Below are 17265 nucleotides of genomic sequence, written 5' to 3'. Positions count from 1 at the left end.
GTCGCTGGAATTTGCAGACAACTCTCAGGCTGGGATGGGGGCTACATATGACCAAGGCGTCTGATCTGTTCGTGCAATGCCTGGAAGAGGAAGGCGTGTTGCACGTCTTCGGGGTTCCAGGGGAAGAGAATCTCGACTTCCTGGACAGCCTGTCCCGGTCGAAGAAGATTCAGCTGATCCTCACCCGGCACGAGCAGGGCGCGGGCTTCATGGCCTCGACCTATGGCCGCCACACCGGCAAGGCCGGGGTCTGCGTGGCCACCCTGGGTCCGGGCGCGACCAACTTCGTCACCGCGGCCGCCTACGCCCAGCTGGGCGGGATGCCGATGATGATGCTGACCGGCCAGAAGCCGATCAAGAAGTCCAAGCAGGGCCGGTTCCAGATCCTCGACGTGGTCTCCATGATGGGGCCGCTCACCAAGTTCACGCACCAGCTGGCCTCGGCCGACAACATCCCCTCCAAGGTCCGCGAGGCGTTCCGCCTGGCCCAGGAAGAAAAGCCCGGCGCCGTGCACATCGAGTTCCCCGAGGACATCGCCGACGAGCACAGCGACGAAAAGCCGATGCCGCGCAGCAATGCGCGCCGCCCGGTGGCCGACGAGAAGTCGATCCGGGCCGCGGCCAAGCGGATCGAGGCGGCCAAGGCCCCGATCCTGGTGATCGGCGCCGGCGCCAATCGCACCATGACCAGCCGGATGCTGGCCCAGTTCATCGAGAAGACCGGCATCCCGTTCGTCTCCACCCAGCTGGGCAAGGGGGTGGTCGACGAGACCAGCCCGAAGTTCATGGGCTGCGCGGCGCTGTCGGCCGGCGATTTCGTGCACCGCGCCATCGGAGCGGCGGACCTGATCGTCAACATCGGCCACGACGTGATCGAGAAGCCGCCGTTCTTCATGCAGGCCGGCGGCACGGAGGTGATCCACATCAACTTCCGCTCGGCCGAGGTCGATCCGGTCTATTTCCCGCAGTACGAGGTGATCGGCGACATCGGCAACGCCATCTGGCAGCTGAAGGAAGACATCCTGCCCCAGGCGGGCTGGGACTTCTCCCACATGTACAGGGCCCGCGCGGCCGAGGTGGCCCACACGGCGGCGGCGGAAGGCGACATGCGCTTCCCGATCTATCCGCAGTATCTGGTCTCGCAGATCCGCAAGGCGATGCCGGACAACGGCATCATCTGCCTGGACAACGGGGTCTATAAGATCTGGTTCGCGCGGAACTATCCGGCGCGGATGACCAACACCGTACTGCTGGACAACGCGCTCGCCACCATGGGCGCGGGCCTGCCCTCGGCCATGGCGTCGTCGATGGTCTATCCGGACCGCAAGGTCATGGCGATCTGCGGCGACGGCGGCTTCATGATGAACAGCCAGGAGATGGAAACCGCGGTCCGCCTGAAGCTGAACATCACCGTGCTGATCCTCAACGACAGCAGCTACGGCATGATCCGCTGGAAGCAGGCGAACATGGGCTTCAAGGACTGGGGGCTGACCTACGGCAACCCGGACTTCGTGAAATACGCCGAGAGCTACGGGGCCAACGGCTATCGCGTCGAAAGCGCCGAGACGCTGCCCGCCCTGATCAAGAAGTGCCTCGATACCCCTGGCGTGAACCTCATCGATTGCCCGGTGGACTATTCGGACAACGATCTGATCCTGAACAAACAGATCAAGGAACTGAGCGCGGCGGTCTGAGCCTGCCGAAAGGACAACCAGACATGGCCGCCCTGAAGGACTCCTATCCGCTTTACCTCGCCAACGAGGCCCAGACCCCGAACCTCGATCTGGAGGTCACGGACAAATATACGGGCAAGGTGGCGACCCGCGTGGCCCTGGCCAACGCGGCGATCATCGACGCCGGCATCGCCGCGACCGTCGAGGCTGCCGAGCCCATGGCCCGGATGGCGTCGTACGAGCGCCAGGCGGTGCTCCAGCACTGCGTCGACCGCTTCACCGAGCGGTTCGACGAACTGGCTTATGCGCTGTGCATCGAGGCCGGCAAGCCGATCCGCGACAGCCGCGGCGAGGTCGGCCGGCTGATCGACACCTTCCGTATCGCCGCGGAGGAATCGGTGCGCATGACCGGCGAGGTCCAGCCGCTGGACATCTCGCCCCGGGCGCGCGGCTACCAGGGTATGTGGAAGCGAGTGCCGATCGGTCCCTGCTCGTTCATCTCGCCGTTCAACTTCCCGCTGAACCTGGCGGCGCACAAGATCGCCCCGGCCCTGGCGGTGGGTTGCCCGTTCGTGATGAAGCCCGCCTCGCGCACGCCGCTGGGCGCCATCATCATCGGCGAGGTGCTGGCCGAGACCGATCTGCCCAAGGGCGCCTTCTCGATCCTGCCGGCGACCCGTGACGGCGCGGACCTGTTCACCACCGACGAACGGCTGAAGCTGCTCAGCTTCACCGGCTCGCCCGGCGTCGGCTGGGACCTCAAGGCCAGGGCCGGCAAGAAGAAGGTGGTGCTGGAGCTGGGCGGCAACGCCGCGGTGATCGTCGACGCCGATACCGACCTGGACGACGCGGTCGAGCGCATCATCTTCGGCGCCTTCTATCAGTCCGGCCAGTCCTGCATCGGCGTGCAGCGGATCATCATCCACGCCTCGATCTACGACGAACTGCGCGACCGCCTGGTCGCCAAGGCCAAGACCCTGATTGCCGGCGACCCGCACAACGAGGACACCTTCGTCGGCCCGATGATCGACGTGAAGGAGGCCAGCCGCCTCGACAGCTGGATCCAGGCCGCAAAGGCCGACGGCGCCACGCTACTGTGCGGCGGCAAGCGCGAGGGCGCCATGCTGGAGGCCACCCTGATGGAAGGCGTCGGCCGTTCGCAGGCCCTCTACGCCGAGGAAGCGTTCGGGCCGGTGGCGATCCTGTCGAAATTCACCAACTTCAGCGACGCGCTGGCCGAGGTGAACGACTCGAAATTCGGGTTGCAGACCGGCGTCTTCACACGCGACCTCTACAAGATGCTTGAAGCGTGGGATCATCTGGATGTGGGTGGCGTCGTCATCGGCGACGTGCCCAGCTATCGTGTCGACAACATGCCTTATGGCGGGGTGAAGGATTCCGGCCTGGGGCGCGAGGGCGTTCGCTTCGCCATGGAAGATATGACGGAAATTCGCAACCTGGTCATCCGCCGCCGCTGAGCTTGCGTATCTCACTTGGGACAATGCTCGCTGCTTGGGGAGGCGGCTTTTTGCTAACGATCGCTCAGATCACCGACCTCCACGTGACAACGGAGAAAGACGCGCTGAATCAGCGGCGTAATGAAACACGCCTGCGTCAGGTCCTGAACACGATCCATGCCTTGCGTCCGCGTCCCGTGGCGATCATCGCCAGCGGCGACCTGATCGATCGCGGCGAGAAGGAAGAATACGACGAGCTGAAGCGGGTGATGTCCGGGTGCGAGATCCCTGTGCTCTACGCGCTGGGCAACCACGACGGCCGCGACACCTTCCTCGAGGTGTTCCCCGAATACCGCGACAAGCTCGATGAGAACGGCTTCCTGCAGTACGTCGTCGACTACCCCGGCGTCCGTGTCGTCATCTGCGACACCCTGGAAGGGCCCAACGAGGGCGAATACGACGCGCCGCGCGCCGCCTGGCTGGACCGCACGCTGAACGAAGCGCCCGATACCCCCACCTGCGTCGTCTTGCATCACCCGCCGATTCCCAGCGGCATCCAGTGGATGGACCCCGACCCGAAGTCGCCCTGGATCCTGCGCCTGCACGACGTGCTGAAGGGCCGCGAACAGGTGCGCATGCTGCTGTGCGGCCATATCCATCGCGCCTTCTCCGGCGTGTTCGCGGGCCACGCCCTGCTGGCCGCGCCGGCCACCTCGATCCAGCTGACCCTCGACCTCTCCGAGGTCGACATGCACAAGCCGGACGGCCGCGAGATCCTGGTCGAGGAGCCGCCGGGCTTCGCGCTGCTGATGGCGCAGGGCGGCGAACTGACCAGCCACATCTGCCTGGCCGGCTCCTACAAGCCGGCGGTCACCTACAACTTCCCGTTCCGGAAGCAAGCCTAGCGCCATGGCGGGGCCGCGGCGGGGGATCGTGGGCGCGCTGCTAGCCGGCCCGGATCGAGTTCGCGCGGTCGGCGGCAAGACCTGGGCGGACATCGTCGTCACCATCGGCGTCGCGGTCGCCGCGACCGCGGCGGCCCTGGCGCTGAACGTCACCACCCCGATGCGGTTCGCGGAGAACCTGACCTACGACCTGCGCCTGTCGGCCGGGGCGCCGGCCGCCAAGCCGGACTTCGTGATCATCAAGATCGACGACGCGGCCACGGCCGCCATGGCGGACGCCTCGCCCTGCCACTGCCTGGCGCCGATCAACAAGGCCTGGCTGGGCGACCTCATCGCCAGCCTGGACGCCAAGGGCGTCAAGGCGATCGCGGTCGACTACCTGCTGGACACCTGGGAGGCCGGACCGTCGGGCGGCCCGCTGGACAGCCCCGAGTTCAAGGACTTCGAAGCGCGCATCGCCAACGTGAAGGCCCCGATCATCGTGGCCGTCGATCCGAACCGCAAGGCCGGCGTCGACTATCCGGTCTCGAGGAAGCTGCGCTACTCCGACGCCCGCGCCCTCACCCACACCGACTACGACGACGTCATCCGCCGCTACGATCCCAAGCCCGGCGCGCTGCGGTCGCTGGCCGCCGAGACCGGCGTGGCCGCGACGGGCATGACGCTGCCGACCAAGCCGTTCGCGATCCGCTACCGCCTGCCGGACAAGGATGCGCGGGCCGAAAACGCCGGGTCGATCAGCCCGGCGTTCTCCGCGGCATTCGCCGAGTTCGCCCCCGCCGACAAGCTGAAGGGCAAGATCGCCTTCATCGGCAGCAACACCCGCTCGGCCACCGTCGATTCGGACACTCCGAAGGAGGACATGCACGCCACGCCGTTGCGGTTCCGGGCCGGTCACCAGCAGGGCACGCCGGGGGTGGAAGTCCATGTGCACGCCCTGTCGCAGATGCTGGACGGCGACCGGGTAAAACTGCCGGGCTGGCTGTGGGACTCGCTGATCGTGCTGCTGGCCGCGCTCGGCGGCGCGCTGCTGGGCCGCTCGACGCAGAAGTGGTGGATGTCGGTGGGGATCGTGGTGCTGTTCCTGGCCGGCGGCGGGGCCCTGGCCTATGTGCTCTACCAGCGCTTCGCCCTGATGGTCCCGATGACCGCGCCGGCCATCGCGTTCGCCTTCGGCTTCTTCATCCTGAGCCGCCTGGCCGCCGCCGAACTGCAGAACCAGCGGGCCTTCTATTCCTCGACGCTGGAACGCTATCTGGCGCCGCAGGTCATCGACCGGATGGTCGATGGCCGCGAGGAGGTGAAGATCGGGGCCGAGGAGCGCGAGATCACGGTGATGATCTCGGACCTGGAGAACTTCTCCAACCTGGTCGCCAGCCTGGACCTGGAGACCTTCGAAGGGGTCATCAACGAATATTTCGACGGCATCATCGACCTGCTCTGGAAGCACGAGGCGATGATCGACAAGATGACCGGCGACGGCATCATCGCGATCTTCGGGGCCCCGGTGCCGGCCGAGGACCACGCCGACCGGGCGCTGGCCTGCTGCCGCGACATCGATCTCTACGCGCAGGAGATCCGCCAGAAGATGATCGCCCGCGGCATCAACTTCGGCCACACCCGCATGGGCCTGTCGTCGGGCATCGGCCTGGTCGGCAACTTCGGCGGCGAGCGGCGGTTCAACTACACGGCCTATGGCGAGGTGGTGGTCATCGCCGCCCGGCTCGAGGCCGCCAACAAGACCTTCGGCACCCGCATCCTGTTCAGCGGCGACACCCTGCGCCTGGCCAAGCGCCACGTGCCCATCCGCGCGGTCGGCGAGATCGACCTGAAGGGCGTCCCCCTCCCCATCCCCGCCTACACGACCCCCACGGAAGACGCCCCCGCGACGTAGGCGGCCGTGCGGCCAGTTTGCGCCTTCCTGTCCCCTGCGGGAGAAGACCGTCAAAGCGAAGCCTGATGGACGAGGAGTCGCTCGCTCTCTCCATAGTCCCGCTCCTCCCCGCGAAGGTGAAGCGGCGCGGCTCCTACCGACCGGCCTGCGCTGTTGAGGTGATCCGCGGGCCCATCCAGGCCGACATGTCCGGGGCGTCGGTGACCCGGTACGGGCGGCCCCAGGCGTCGTTGAAGAAGCCGTTCATCTCTTCGCGGTTCAGGGGCCGTGAGCCCAGGCGGCCGAAGACGGCGATCTGGCCGCCGGTCTCGTCCACCGCGCGGTCGCGGTCGAGACCCTTGGAGAGCGCCATCGCCGGGCCGGCGGTCTTGGCCCAGGCGATCAGCTCGGGCTTCGGGGCCGGCGAGAAGCCGTAGAAGTTCGGCTGGCTGGCCGGACTGGTCAGCTGCAGCACCTTCAGGCCGTTCCTGCCGTCGGCGACATAGGCGAACAGCGAGGCGTTGGTCGACCCCACGATCACATCTTCAGCGTCGTTCAGCGCGCCGCCGGCGTCGAACTTCTGGTAGATCTTCGGCCGTTCGGGCGCCTTGACGTCGACGATGACCAGGCCGTCCTTCTTGGCCGCGACATAGGCGTAGGTCCGCGCCACATAGACCCGCCGCGCGTCGGCCAGGGGAACGGTGGCGCCCTCCACCAGCCTGGGCTGATCCATGTGGCTGACATCCAGCAGCTCCAGGCCGCGGGCGTCGGTCACCCAGAGGTAGCGGAACTGCAGGGCCGAGGCGCGCATGTCCGGCAGGGCCACCACCGACTTCAGCACCGGCTTCAGCGGGTCCTTCAGATCGACCACCACCAGGCCAGCGTCGGCGGCGATGTAGGCGTAGGAACCGCCCAGGGTGACGTGGCGCGCGCCCTTCAGCACCCCGTTCGGGTTCCAGGTCACGGCCCGCTTCAGGGTGTTGTTGCGCGGATCGCCGTCGGTCAGCCGGTTCACGTTGATGAGGATCAGGCCTTCCTCGGAGTCGGTGACCACGGCGTAGGAGTAGATCGGCAGGAACTCCTGCTCCTGGTTGGCCTGGAGCAGGCTCTGCTCGTCGCCCTGCCGCGGCAGGCCGCCGGCGTTGAGCGTCTTCATGTGCTCGTTGCGCAGCGGGGCGATGCTCTGGTTGGTCGGCAGCGCCACGCAGGTGGCGTTCTTGCTGACCACCTGGGTGTTGTTGCCCAGCGGCGAGAACGGCGCCGTGATGATCTTCTCCGAGATGCCCTTGTTGGAGATCGAGGCCACGTCGAAGGCGCGGAACCCGCCCTTGCCCTGGGCGACGTACATATATTCGCCGCGCAGCTGCAGGCAGTGGGCCGCGCCGTCGGTCTTGTGGACCGAGTTGACGATGTCCTCGTAGGCCTCGGCCTCGCCGCCCTTCAGGCCCTTGGCGAACGGCTTGCCGCGCCGCCAGGTCTTCAGCTCGCGCTTGTTCTGGTCGACGTGCAGCTTGTAGAAGTCCGGATAGGCGTACTTCTGCAGGTAGGAACCGAATACCGCCTGCGGCTCGCTCCACTCGGAGACCCGCACCGCCTCGACGCCGTCGTCCATGCCGACCCAGGCATTCTGGCCGACGAAGTTCACGAAGTTGGTCCCCAGCAGCATCAGCTGGGCCATGATCGCGTTGTTGTCGTTCTCCGCCGACACGTGGCAGTCCGAGCAGGTCTTGGTCTCGGTCTTGCGCACGGTGTGCGGGAAGTGCGGGGCGAACGCCTGGCTGGAGAAGCCCGACGCCGCGATCGGCGGCTGCTGGTTGTAGATCCGCTCGCGGTTGACGTTGGTCGACGACAGGATCAGCGCCGAGGACGAGCGGATGGGCGCGATGGTCCAGCCCTTGGTCGTCATGTGCTTGCCCAGCTGGAACATGTCGTCGCGGGCCACCTGCGGGTTGTAGGTGGCGTAGTTCCGCGTCTCCTCGCCCTCGTACTTGTGGGTGACGGTCTTCCAGTTGGCCTCGATCGGGAGGTGGCAGCCGGCGCAGGCTGTGGTCCACGAGGTGTGGCAGGCGAAGCATTCCATGTTGTCTTCGGTATGGGCGCGATTCTCCTTGGCCACGCCGGGGCCCCAGGCCATCGGCTTGCCGTCCTGGCTGATCTTGGACATCAGCTTGGCGCGGGCGGCCTTGGCGTTGAAGTCGGGGCTGGCCGGATCGACCGAGTCCTTCACCAGATGGACGCGCCACTCCAGGTTCGGGTCCAGCAGCGAGCGCTGGATGAGCACCTGGCGGCCACCACGCTCCACCCACTCGAACCGCCGCTGGCCGTCGGGGTTGCGCAGCAGGCTGAGGTCATTGCCCTTGGGGTCGGCGGCCGGACCGGATGTCCGCAGCGTCGGATAGTCGGACGTCGTGCCGTGGCAGTCGCGGCAGCGGACTTCCACCGCATTGGCGACCTCGCCGAAGATCATGCCGGACCCGTGGCTGTCCTGGGAGAAGTGGCAGTCGGCGCACTGCATGCCCTTTTCGGCATGGATATCCATCATGTGGACGGCCTTGCCGGCGTTGATGGCCGGGTCCTCGCCCTTGGTGTCGACGAAGCCGTCGGCGATCTTGTCGGTCCTGGGATAGAGGTCCTTCGGCCACTTGGCGGGGCCCTGGGCGGTCACCGGGTCGCCCTTGGCGTCCAGCAACTGGCCCTCGCGGTCGCGCTTGAAGATGCCGCGGAAGTTCCAGCCATGGCCGTGGTAGTCGGCGAACTGGGTGTCGTTCAGCTTGCCGTTAAGGTCGAAGACGTTGCGCAGGAAGTCGAGGTCGGCCCAGTTGCCGCGCGGCGCGGCGCCCTCGGGGTTGCGGTCCAGGACCTTCCGGATTTCGGCGGTGGTCGGGTACTTCTGCCGCTCGGGCCACATGAAGGGCGCGTCGGACTCGTAGTCCCACATCGTGTAGCCGAGGTAGGTGTTCACGAACATGTTGGGCTGGTGCATGTGGCAGTTCATGCACTGGGCGGTCGGGATCGAGCGCGTGAAGGCGTGCTGGATCGGGTGGCCCGACTCCTCCTTGTTGATCGTCGGGTCGACCGTGAAGCTCTGCCCGTCGCGGCCGAACCGCGCGTAGGTCAGGCTGGCGTTCACCTGGCGGTTGTTCGCATAGACCACGTGGCACGAGGCGCAGCCCGACTGGCGATAGTCGCCCGGCTGGTCGTTGGTGCCCATGAACCACGTGAAGGGGTCGTTGAGGCGGGTCTTGTGGATGTTCAGCAGCGGGATCGCGACGCGCAGGCCGGTGCCAGGGCCGCGGTTCGACTGCTTGAGGTCCGGACGGCCCGGCTCCTCCAGCCGCTGGATCGAGCCCGTAGCGTCGGGCAGGCCGACCTCGGCGAACTGGGTGTTGATGTTGCGCCCGCCGCGCTCGAAGACGCGGAAGATGTCGCCCGGCGGCGTCACCTGCCAGGTCGGCGCGGGATAGAGGATCGGCAGCGCGCCACGCTTTGCCTCGGCGGCGGTCACGGTGCCGGGCGTCACGCCGGCGGCCTTCAGGCTCGCGGGCTGGCCGTCGTGGGTATAGGCCTCGCCCAGGACGTAGTTCTTGAACGGCAGAATACCATTGTTATACGAAGCGCCGCCGAAGAACATCGCCCCGGTGGACATCAGCGAGCGTTCCGCCCGCTCGATCAGCTCCATGTGGCAGGCGCCGCAGGCCTGGCGGGCGACACGGTAGTCCGACGGATTCACGAACCGCACGAAGGCCGGCGATTCCTTGTTGAGCAGCGTGTAGCTCTGCTTCGGATTGGCCGAGCTGGGGAAGTTCCAGGTCTTGGGGAAGCGCGGCAGGACGTGGGCCTGGTCGCGCAGGTCGGCATAGGCCTTGGACTTCGCGTCCATTCCGGCCGGGGCCACGACCGTGGCCACGCCGCCGTGGCAGTCGACGCAGCCCAGCTTCACCGCCTTGGAGATGTGCATGCTGGCCGCATCGGACTTCAGGTGGCAGCTGATGCATCCACGGCTGGCGTCCGTCACATGGACGTCGTCGAAGTCGATCCGGGCGGCCGGCGCCTCGACATAGTGACGCGCCACCGGCTTCTCCGGCTCGGAGGCCTTGAGCGTCAAGGGCATGAGCAAGGCCAGCGCCGCCAGCGCCCCCATCCTCAGCCGTTTTCCCCACGCTTTCAGCATCTTGTCCCTAGAACGTCAGAATGGCGTTGATCAGTATGGAATAGTAGCGCTTGTCGCGCTGGGCGTTGGTGAACAGGTCCTTAAACCCCTTGCCCGGATCGAACACGGCGCCCGAGACGCGGAACACCAGGTTCTGGGTCATCAGCGGCCGGTAGATCGTCGACACCGACGCATCCCAGCCCAGCGACTTCGGGATCGAGCCTTCCTGGCGCGACGCCTGCACGACCGCAGTGTTCACGAACCCCAGGTGGTTGAGGTTGGTGGTGATGCGCAGCTGGGGCGTCACGTCGAAGTCGGCGCCGACGCCGAACAGCGTCGTGCCCGGATTGTTGAAGTTCGACTGCCCCTCTTCCTTCGAGGGGCGGAGCGCGTTCAGCACGCCGTTGCGGTTGTTGATCGCGATCACCCGACCGCCACCGGCGAAGGGGATGGTCTGGCGGATCCAGTAGCTGGTGTCGGCCCCGGCGAACTGCGGGTTCTCGAACACCGCGTCGAAGCCGCGTTCGGTGTTGTCGTAGGGGTTCTTGTCGCCCGACGCGTAGAGGCCGTTCAGGCGCACCCGGATCCAGTCGAAGTCGATCGACGGCTCGACGGCGACGAAATAGGCGCGGATGTCCGCCTTCTTGCTGGTGAAGATCGAATTCCGGTCCTCGCCGATCGCATAGTAGGCCGAGCCGGTGAAGTTGATCCGACCCCAGTGGCCGTCGGCGTTGTAGCCCAGATAGGTCACGTCGTAGTCGCGGCCGCGCAGGTTGCCGATCAGCGCCGGCCGCTCCGGGAAGCCGTTCCGGTCGACGTGGATCTGTCCCGCCTCGCGGTTGCGGTTGTACACCACGGTCAGCTGCGAGGTCAGGCCGGGGACCGGCAGGTCCTGGCGGTACACGTTGGCGACGAAGACATAGTCGTCGCGCAGCCGCTGGGTGACGTCATTCAGGCCGGAATTGGTGTCCTTCTCCAGCCGCCAGAAGGCCGCCAGATTGTACTGGAAGCGGTTGTTGTCGCGGTTGCCGAACAGCCGCACGCCCAGCTGGTTGTCCTGGAACAGGAAGCCGCGGAAGTCGGTCGAGAACGGCTGGATGCCGATCCGCACGCTGTCGAAGTCGTAGCGGTCGGAGACGTTGCGGATGTGGTAGTCGAGGAAGGCTTCCTGGACCCCGATGAAGGCGTCGTTCCGATGGCTCGGCTGACTGGGCCGCACGTCCAGGACCCGCCGCTCCGGTACGTCGACGTAGTTGTCCTGGGCCGCCAGGGCGACGCGGAACTCATATTCCGGCGGCTTGTAGGCCGTGGAGCCCTTCACCAGCGAGGCGGCCACGATGAACGTCTGGGCCAGGACCAGGCTGGTGTTCTTGCCGAACACGTCCAGGCTGCCGGCCCGCTCGGTGGTCTGCACGCCCACCGGGATCGGGAAGCTGCGCGGCTCGATGACGGTGTCCGAGATGGCGCTGGCGTTCAGGAACCAGTCGCGGGTCCCCTTGATCGGGATGTCGCCCTTCAGGAAGTTCTGGTTGTAGGGGTCGAACCAGCGCGGATGACTGACGCCCAGGGCCCCCGCCAGGCGCCAGCGGTCCGGCACCGGGATCTCGTCCTTCGGGAAGGCCTCGGGCGGCGGCGCGCGCACGGCGCCCGGGTTCTGCTGGGTGATCGGCGCCGGATAGGTCTCGACGCGGCCGGGCCGGCGGCGGCCATCCAGCGGCTTGTCGTCGGTGGGCGGGGCGTCCGCCGCCGGGGCCGTCACCTGGGGGGGGGCCTGGGCCGGTTCCTGGGCCGCCGCGTCGTGTCCGGCCACGGCGGCGGAGGCCGCCGGCGCGCGGCCCGGATCCTGCTCGGCCTTGGCCTGCCCCGCGAAGGCGGCGACGGCGCTGAGCGCAAGGAAGGAGGACCTGCGCATGCCTATTTCCCCTGGCACACGTTCTGATCGTTGGTGTCGAGGAAGGGCGCGAACGGACAGCCCACGTAGCGCAGCCGGGTCTGGGTCGGTCCGACCAGCAGCTGGTCCGCACGCATGGACATCGGCGCCTCGCCGATCGTGCCGACGCGCTGGCCGCCGTTGTAGAGGCCCAGGAACGAGATCATGTCGTCCTGGTCGATGCCGTCGCCGGAGACGCCGATCGCCCCCACCAGCTGTGTGCCGCGATAGATCGGCACCGAGCCGGAGAAGATCTGCATACCGTTCTGCAGCCGGTTCTGGCCGGGCGCCACCTGCGGCAGGTTGGTGCAGACGGTGGGCGTGTCGGTCGCCGTGGCCCCGGTGACGAAGCCCAGGTGGGCCGCCAGGTTGGTGACGATCAGCGAGGCCTGCAGGCCGGTGGCCAGCGGGCTCCACAGAGTGATCGGCCGCGAGAACGGCCCGTTCGGCCGCCCGACTTCGCCATCGGGGAAATAGGGCCGCGACAGGTTGCCGATCGACTTGGCGGCGAAGGCCGTCTTGCCGGTCAGGAAGGTCGGATCGGGGACGAAGTCGCGGGCCTTCTGGACGAAGCCGCGGACATCCGAATCCGGATCGGCCAGCAGGTCCGAGGCGGCGTTCGGGCCGGACATCAGCGCCACCGTCCGCGCCTTCTGGGCCGAGACGTCGATGCCGAAGATCGGGGCGTCGGGCGCCCGCACCAGTCCCAGGATCTGGCCGCGGCTGTCGACCACGGTGATCGACACCTGGGCGCGGCTGTCCAGCGGGCGGCGGATCTGGCCGCGCGCCCGGCTCATGATGGTGAAGGCTTCCTCCAGCACCGCCCGCACCTCGGTGTCGGTCAGCGGCGCCAGGCCGTCGGCGCCGTCGGTGCCGCCACGGATCGGGAAGCGGTTCTGGCCCGAGCCGTTGGTCAGGACCATCGAGCTGGGGATCGAGAACTCGGCCGTGGTGGCCAGCCGCAGGCCCGAGGCCTCGGTTCCATAGACCGTGCCGGCCAGCGCCCCGCCGCCAGGATAGTAGCCAGCGACCGCCGTGAAGGTCCCCGTCCCGGCCGGCAGGCTGGCGAAGGCCGGCGCGCTGGCCGGCGTGGTCTTCAGCGAGCCGTCGGTGGTGTCGGTGTAGCGCAGCGCCGTGCCGTCCACGGTGATCCGGTCGGCGCGCTGCGCGATGGGCGCGTCAAAGCCGGTGGTGCCGGCGATGGCGATCGCCTCCTCGGCGTCGTCCTCGACGTCCAGGATGTTCTTGTCGAAGCCGTAGTCGCCGTCGCCGACCACCCCGATACCGCCGACCAGCACGCCGTTCTTGTAGAGCGGGAAGCCGCCGGGGTCGGCCGAGAGGCCCAGCGGCGACCGGCGCGGGCCGACGGTGGTGTTGGCGGTCCGTGTGGTGACGTCGGAGCACGGCAGCGACGAGAACTGCACGCCGAACAGCGGCCCGGCTTCCAGCCCGACGGTCGAGGGGCTGGGCGGGAAGTGTTCCTGGACGATCTGGCTGGCCGTGCGGGTCGAGAACGCGTTGCCGCCGGAGGACGACAGATAGGCGCCGGTGATGGCCTTGGCGATCGCCGCCCCGGCCGCCGGCACCACCAGGCCCTGGGCGTCGGAGTTGACGCCGGTGGGGCCAGGCCGGGTGAGCGTGGTCGGCTTGGCGCCGGCCATGCTGTAGACGGCCAGCACATTGCCGGGCCGGTCGGTGATCGCGATCACCACGGGCAGGTTGCGGGCCTTCGCCTCGGCCACGGCCTGGGCCAGGATCTGCTGGATGTCGGCGACCGAGAGCGATTGCGCGCCGGGCAGAGTGTAGACACCGGCGGCCGGCGGCGGCGTGGGCGCGACGACGGGAATGCTGCTGCCGCTGCCTCCCCCCCCGCAGGCTGCGAGCGCCAAAGCGGCCACGAACACGGCCAGACGCGACACCACCTTCATTTCAGCGACCTCGCAGCCTGGGCGACCTCGGTCAGGGCGGCGCGGAAGGCCTCGGGCTTGTAGGCGTTGGGCTCGCGCACCTGGGCATAGGCCGCAGCCAGGCTGGGCCGGATGCGGTCGACCGCGCCGCGATCCGCCTGGCCGGAGCTGACCAGGGCGTTCAGCAGGGTGTCGGCCGCCATCACCGCCTGGGCGCTGCCCGTATAGTCGGTGTAGCGCCGCGAGACCTCGCCGGTCAGCACGGCGTCCAGGATCGCTAGGGTCTCGCGCCGGGAGAAGGCGTGGCCGGCGAAGGCGTCGGAGAGCGCCCGCGCCGAGCTCGCCAGCCGGCCGGCGGCGCGCACCGACTCGCCCTTGTCTCGCGCCAGGGCGGCGTGGAAGGCCTTGGAGTCGGCGTCGAACCGGGCGGCGAGGCTGGGCGAGACCGCCTGGGCCGCGGCCGAGAGCATGATCATGTTCTCGTCGTTGAACGGCGGCTGGCCGGACGGGATCGGCCGGCCCGGATTGGCCTGCCACTTCGGGCGCGCCGTCGGGTCGTCTTTGATCTCGCGGTGGCAGCTGTGGCAGTCGAAGAAGTAGAACTCCGGGAAGGCGCCCTGCCCCCGGCCGGGTTCCGAATAGAGGCTGAGCGCGCGGTCGACCGCCATGGCCTGGCCGACCGCCCAGGTCTTGACCCCGCCGGCGTAGGCCTTGCGCTTCACATAGTCGGCGTCGACGTCCCAGTGCTGCTGCAGGCTGGAGAACAGGTCGAGTTCATAGGACACCCGCGGGTGTCCGGCGGCCATGATCTGGTGGGTGACGAACTGGCCGGGCTTGGAGCCGCCGAAGTGGCAGTCCAGGCAGAGGCTGGCGCGTTCCTTGGGGTTCTCCAGCGGGCGCATGCCGGCCGCCACATTGGCGGCATGGCTGCCGCCGACCGTGCGGTGGCTGGCGAGCCAGCCGGACGAACCGCCGTGGCAGGCCTCGCAGCCGACGCCGTCCTCGATGTGGAACTTCGCGCCGCGCAGGGCCGCGGGGGCCGGATCGCTGTGGCAGCCCAGGCATTCCTTGGCGCTCTGCGCGGGGCCCAGCCCCATCTTGCGGGCGATGGCCTGGGCGCGGGGCTCGGTCAGCACGCGCCAGGCGCGGCTGTGGGCGCCGGCCGGGCTGGACGGGTCCTGCCAGGTGATCAGTTCGTTCTGCCGCACCGTGACGCCCGAATCGACCTGGCGGCTGTGACAGCTGGAATCCGCGCAGGAGGCGACCCCCTCATGGACGCCATGGCCGGCCGGCGGTTCCGGCGCAGCCACGGCCGCGCGGCCCGCCAGGACCGCGAACGCGGATACGGCGATGGCAACGGTCACGCAAAGCGCGCCGATCACTCGCGACGCTCGTGCAGCCCCCATTGTCCCTCCCCCGGCGCAGCCCCCACAGTCTTAGCGGGCTCATTCCGGCTTAGGTAGCCTGAATAAGCCCGGATCGGACCAAATCCCGGGGCCGGCGCCTAGCCCCCTCGGCGTAGACGGTTGCACAGAGTCAGCGCTTAACACCATGATATCCGGTAGGTGCTAGGGTTCGGGAACTTGGGGTTTGGGGTGCGTTTGATGTCTGGGCGTGAGGGAAAGGCGCATCGCGCCGGCCTGGGATCGCGCGTCGGCCTGATCGCGCTCGCGGCCACGGCGCTGGGGCCGCCGGCGGTGTCCCGGGCCCAATCGCCGCCGCCGCCTTCGGGGGCGGCTCCCGGGACCAGCGCCGCCGAACTCAATCCCGCCGCCCGCGTTTCGCGTCCGCCACCGAGGCGCGCGACGGGGGCCTTCGCGCCGGAGCCGCCCGGCCCCTGCCCGCTTGAGGGCTCGACGGTTCAGGTGACCCTGTCGTCCGTCGCCTTCAGGGGTGCGACCGCGCTCAGCGATGCGCAGCTTCGCGACGCCTATGCCGAATATATCGGCAAGCCGCAGCCGGTGTCGGTGATCTGCGCCATCCGCGACCGCGCCGCGCGAATCGTTTTCGACAGCGGCATCCTGGCCCGGATCGAAATCCCCGAGCAGCGGATCGCCGGCGGCGCCCTGGTGCTGGAGGTCGTCGAGGCCCACGTGGTCAACGTCCGGGTGCGCGGCGACGTCGGCAAGGCGCAGGCGGCGGTCGAGCGCTACGCCGAGAAGCTGCGCGGCATGAAGCCCTTCGACATGGCCCGGGCCCAGCGCTACCTGCTGCTGGCCTCCGACGTGCCGGGCGTGCGGGTGCGCGCCGCCGTGCGGCCCTCCACCAGCCCCGAGCGCGGGGCCGTCGATATCGACCTGACCGTGACCCGCGAGGGGCCGGACGTGTTCGCCAACGTCCAGAACACCGGCTCCAAGCAGGTCGGCCGCTGGGGCGGCCTCGTGCGGGGCGAGCTCGCCGGCTACACGGCCTATGGCGAGAGCACGGCGCTGACCGCCTTCCACACCTTGGACTCCAACGAGCAGTGGCTGGTCCAGCTGGCCGAGAGCGCCCGTTTCGGGGCCGAGGGCGCGGTGGCCCGCGGCTCGCTGACCTATGGCGAGAGCCGGCCGGGCGACGTGCTGAAGCCGCTGGACCTGAAGAGCAAGTCGGTGGTCGGCAACCTCGAGGGCGCCTATCCGATCGTCCGCTCGCGCAACCGGAACCTCAACCTCGCCGGCGGCCTGGACATCATCGACCAGAAGACCGACGTGGCCGGCGGGACGCCGCTCAGCCACGACAAGCTGCGGGTGTTCTACCTGCGCGCCGACGGCGACTACCGCACCGAGCTCGCTCAGCGGCCGGTGCTGGCCAGCGGCGCAATCAGCCTGCGCAAGGGCGTCTCGTTCCTGGGCGGCAGCGAGGCGGGCGACGCGCTGCTGACGCGGGCGGCGGCCAAGCCGGACGCTTGGGTGGTCAAGGGCCAGGGCGGCCTCGACATCGCGATCACCGGGCGCCTGACCGGCTCGGTCCGCGGCCAGGCGCAGTATTCCAGCAGCTCGCTGCTGCCGTTCGAGCAGATCTCGGTGGGCGGGCTCACCGTCGGCCGCGGCTACGACCCGGCGGCGCTGCTGGGCGACAAGGGCGTCTCCGCCGCGTTCGAGCTGCGCTACGGCCCGCTGCAGCTGCATCCCAAGGTGCAGGTCGCGCCCTACGCCTTCTTCGACGCCGGCTATGTGGCCAACAACCACGCCGCGGCGCTGCAGATCGAAACTGGCAGGACCCTGAAGTCGGTCGGCGCCGGCGTGGTGTTCCGCCTGTTCAACCGCGCCAATGTCGAAGTCACCTATGCCCACCCGCTGGACGCCGTGCGTCCCGGCGGTTCGCGTCCTGGCGACCGTGTGCTGATCCAGCTCACGGCAAGTCTGCTATGATGCGACGGGGGAGTACC

9 protein-coding genes are annotated in these 17265 nt (G+C 68.5%); 5 read left to right on the top strand and 4 right to left on the bottom strand.

Annotated elements, in window-relative coordinates; genetic code table 11:
• Positions 1-47: 47 nt before the first annotated feature.
• Genes Q0R13_RS01745 through Q0R13_RS01730 form a run of 4 tightly spaced genes read left to right on the top strand, consistent with a single transcriptional unit; the run spans position 48 to position 5929 of the window.
• The gene (locus Q0R13_RS01745) at positions 48-1694 is read left to right on the top strand and encodes an acetolactate synthase large subunit (protein WP_293898541.1); all 1647 of its coding nucleotides are present in this window, start codon (positions 48-50) and stop codon (positions 1692-1694) included.
• A gap of 23 nt (positions 1695-1717) precedes the next feature.
• Entirely contained in the window at positions 1718-3151 is a 1434-nt protein-coding gene (locus tag Q0R13_RS01740; protein ID WP_293898539.1) for an aldehyde dehydrogenase family protein, read from the top strand.
• A gap of 23 nt (positions 3152-3174) precedes the next feature.
• A complete protein-coding gene (locus Q0R13_RS01735) occupies positions 3175-4035 on the top strand; it encodes a phosphodiesterase (RefSeq protein WP_293898537.1) in 861 nt (286 codons plus the stop codon).
• Between the two features lie 28 nt (positions 4036-4063).
• Positions 4064-5929, top strand: coding sequence for a CHASE2 domain-containing protein (locus Q0R13_RS01730; protein ID WP_293898534.1), 1866 nt, complete (start codon positions 4064-4066; stop codon positions 5927-5929).
• Between the two features lie 133 nt (positions 5930-6062).
• On the opposite strand, the gene Q0R13_RS01725 is transcribed toward Q0R13_RS01730, so the two are convergent.
• The 4 genes from Q0R13_RS01725 to Q0R13_RS01710 are packed head-to-tail and all read right to left on the bottom strand — an operon-like array spanning position 6063 to position 15259.
• Positions 6063-10079: a hypothetical protein gene (locus Q0R13_RS01725; RefSeq protein WP_293898531.1), complete on the bottom strand. Its 4017-nt coding sequence runs from the start codon at positions 10077-10079 to the stop codon at positions 6063-6065.
• A 7-nt stretch (positions 10080-10086) separates the two neighbouring features.
• On the bottom strand, positions 10087-11970 hold the full coding sequence (locus tag Q0R13_RS01720; RefSeq protein ID WP_293898528.1) for a hypothetical protein: 1884 nt from the start codon (positions 11968-11970) through the stop codon (positions 10087-10089).
• A gap of 2 nt (positions 11971-11972) precedes the next feature.
• Positions 11973-13907 carry a heme-binding protein gene (locus Q0R13_RS01715; protein ID WP_293898525.1) on the bottom strand — a complete coding sequence of 645 codons (1935 nt, stop codon included), beginning with the start codon at positions 13905-13907 and terminating at the stop codon, positions 11973-11975.
• 5 nt (positions 13908-13912) lie between these two features.
• Positions 13913-15259 carry a multiheme c-type cytochrome gene (locus tag Q0R13_RS01710; protein ID WP_293898522.1) on the bottom strand — a complete coding sequence of 449 codons (1347 nt, stop codon included), beginning with the start codon at positions 15257-15259 and terminating at the stop codon, positions 13913-13915.
• A gap of 501 nt (positions 15260-15760) precedes the next feature.
• On the opposite strand from Q0R13_RS01710, the gene Q0R13_RS01705 reads away from it, so the two are divergent.
• Positions 15761-17248, top strand: a complete 1488-nt coding sequence (locus tag Q0R13_RS01705; RefSeq protein ID WP_293898519.1) for a ShlB/FhaC/HecB family hemolysin secretion/activation protein — start codon at positions 15761-15763, stop codon at positions 17246-17248.
• Positions 17249-17265: the final 17 nt, after the last annotated feature.

This window comes from Phenylobacterium sp. (assembly GCF_025351295.1).
GTDB lineage: Bacteria > Pseudomonadota > Alphaproteobacteria > Caulobacterales > Caulobacteraceae > Phenylobacterium.
Note: the sequence above shows the minus strand (reverse complement) of the source record. Positions and strands in the feature narration are given on the sequence as shown.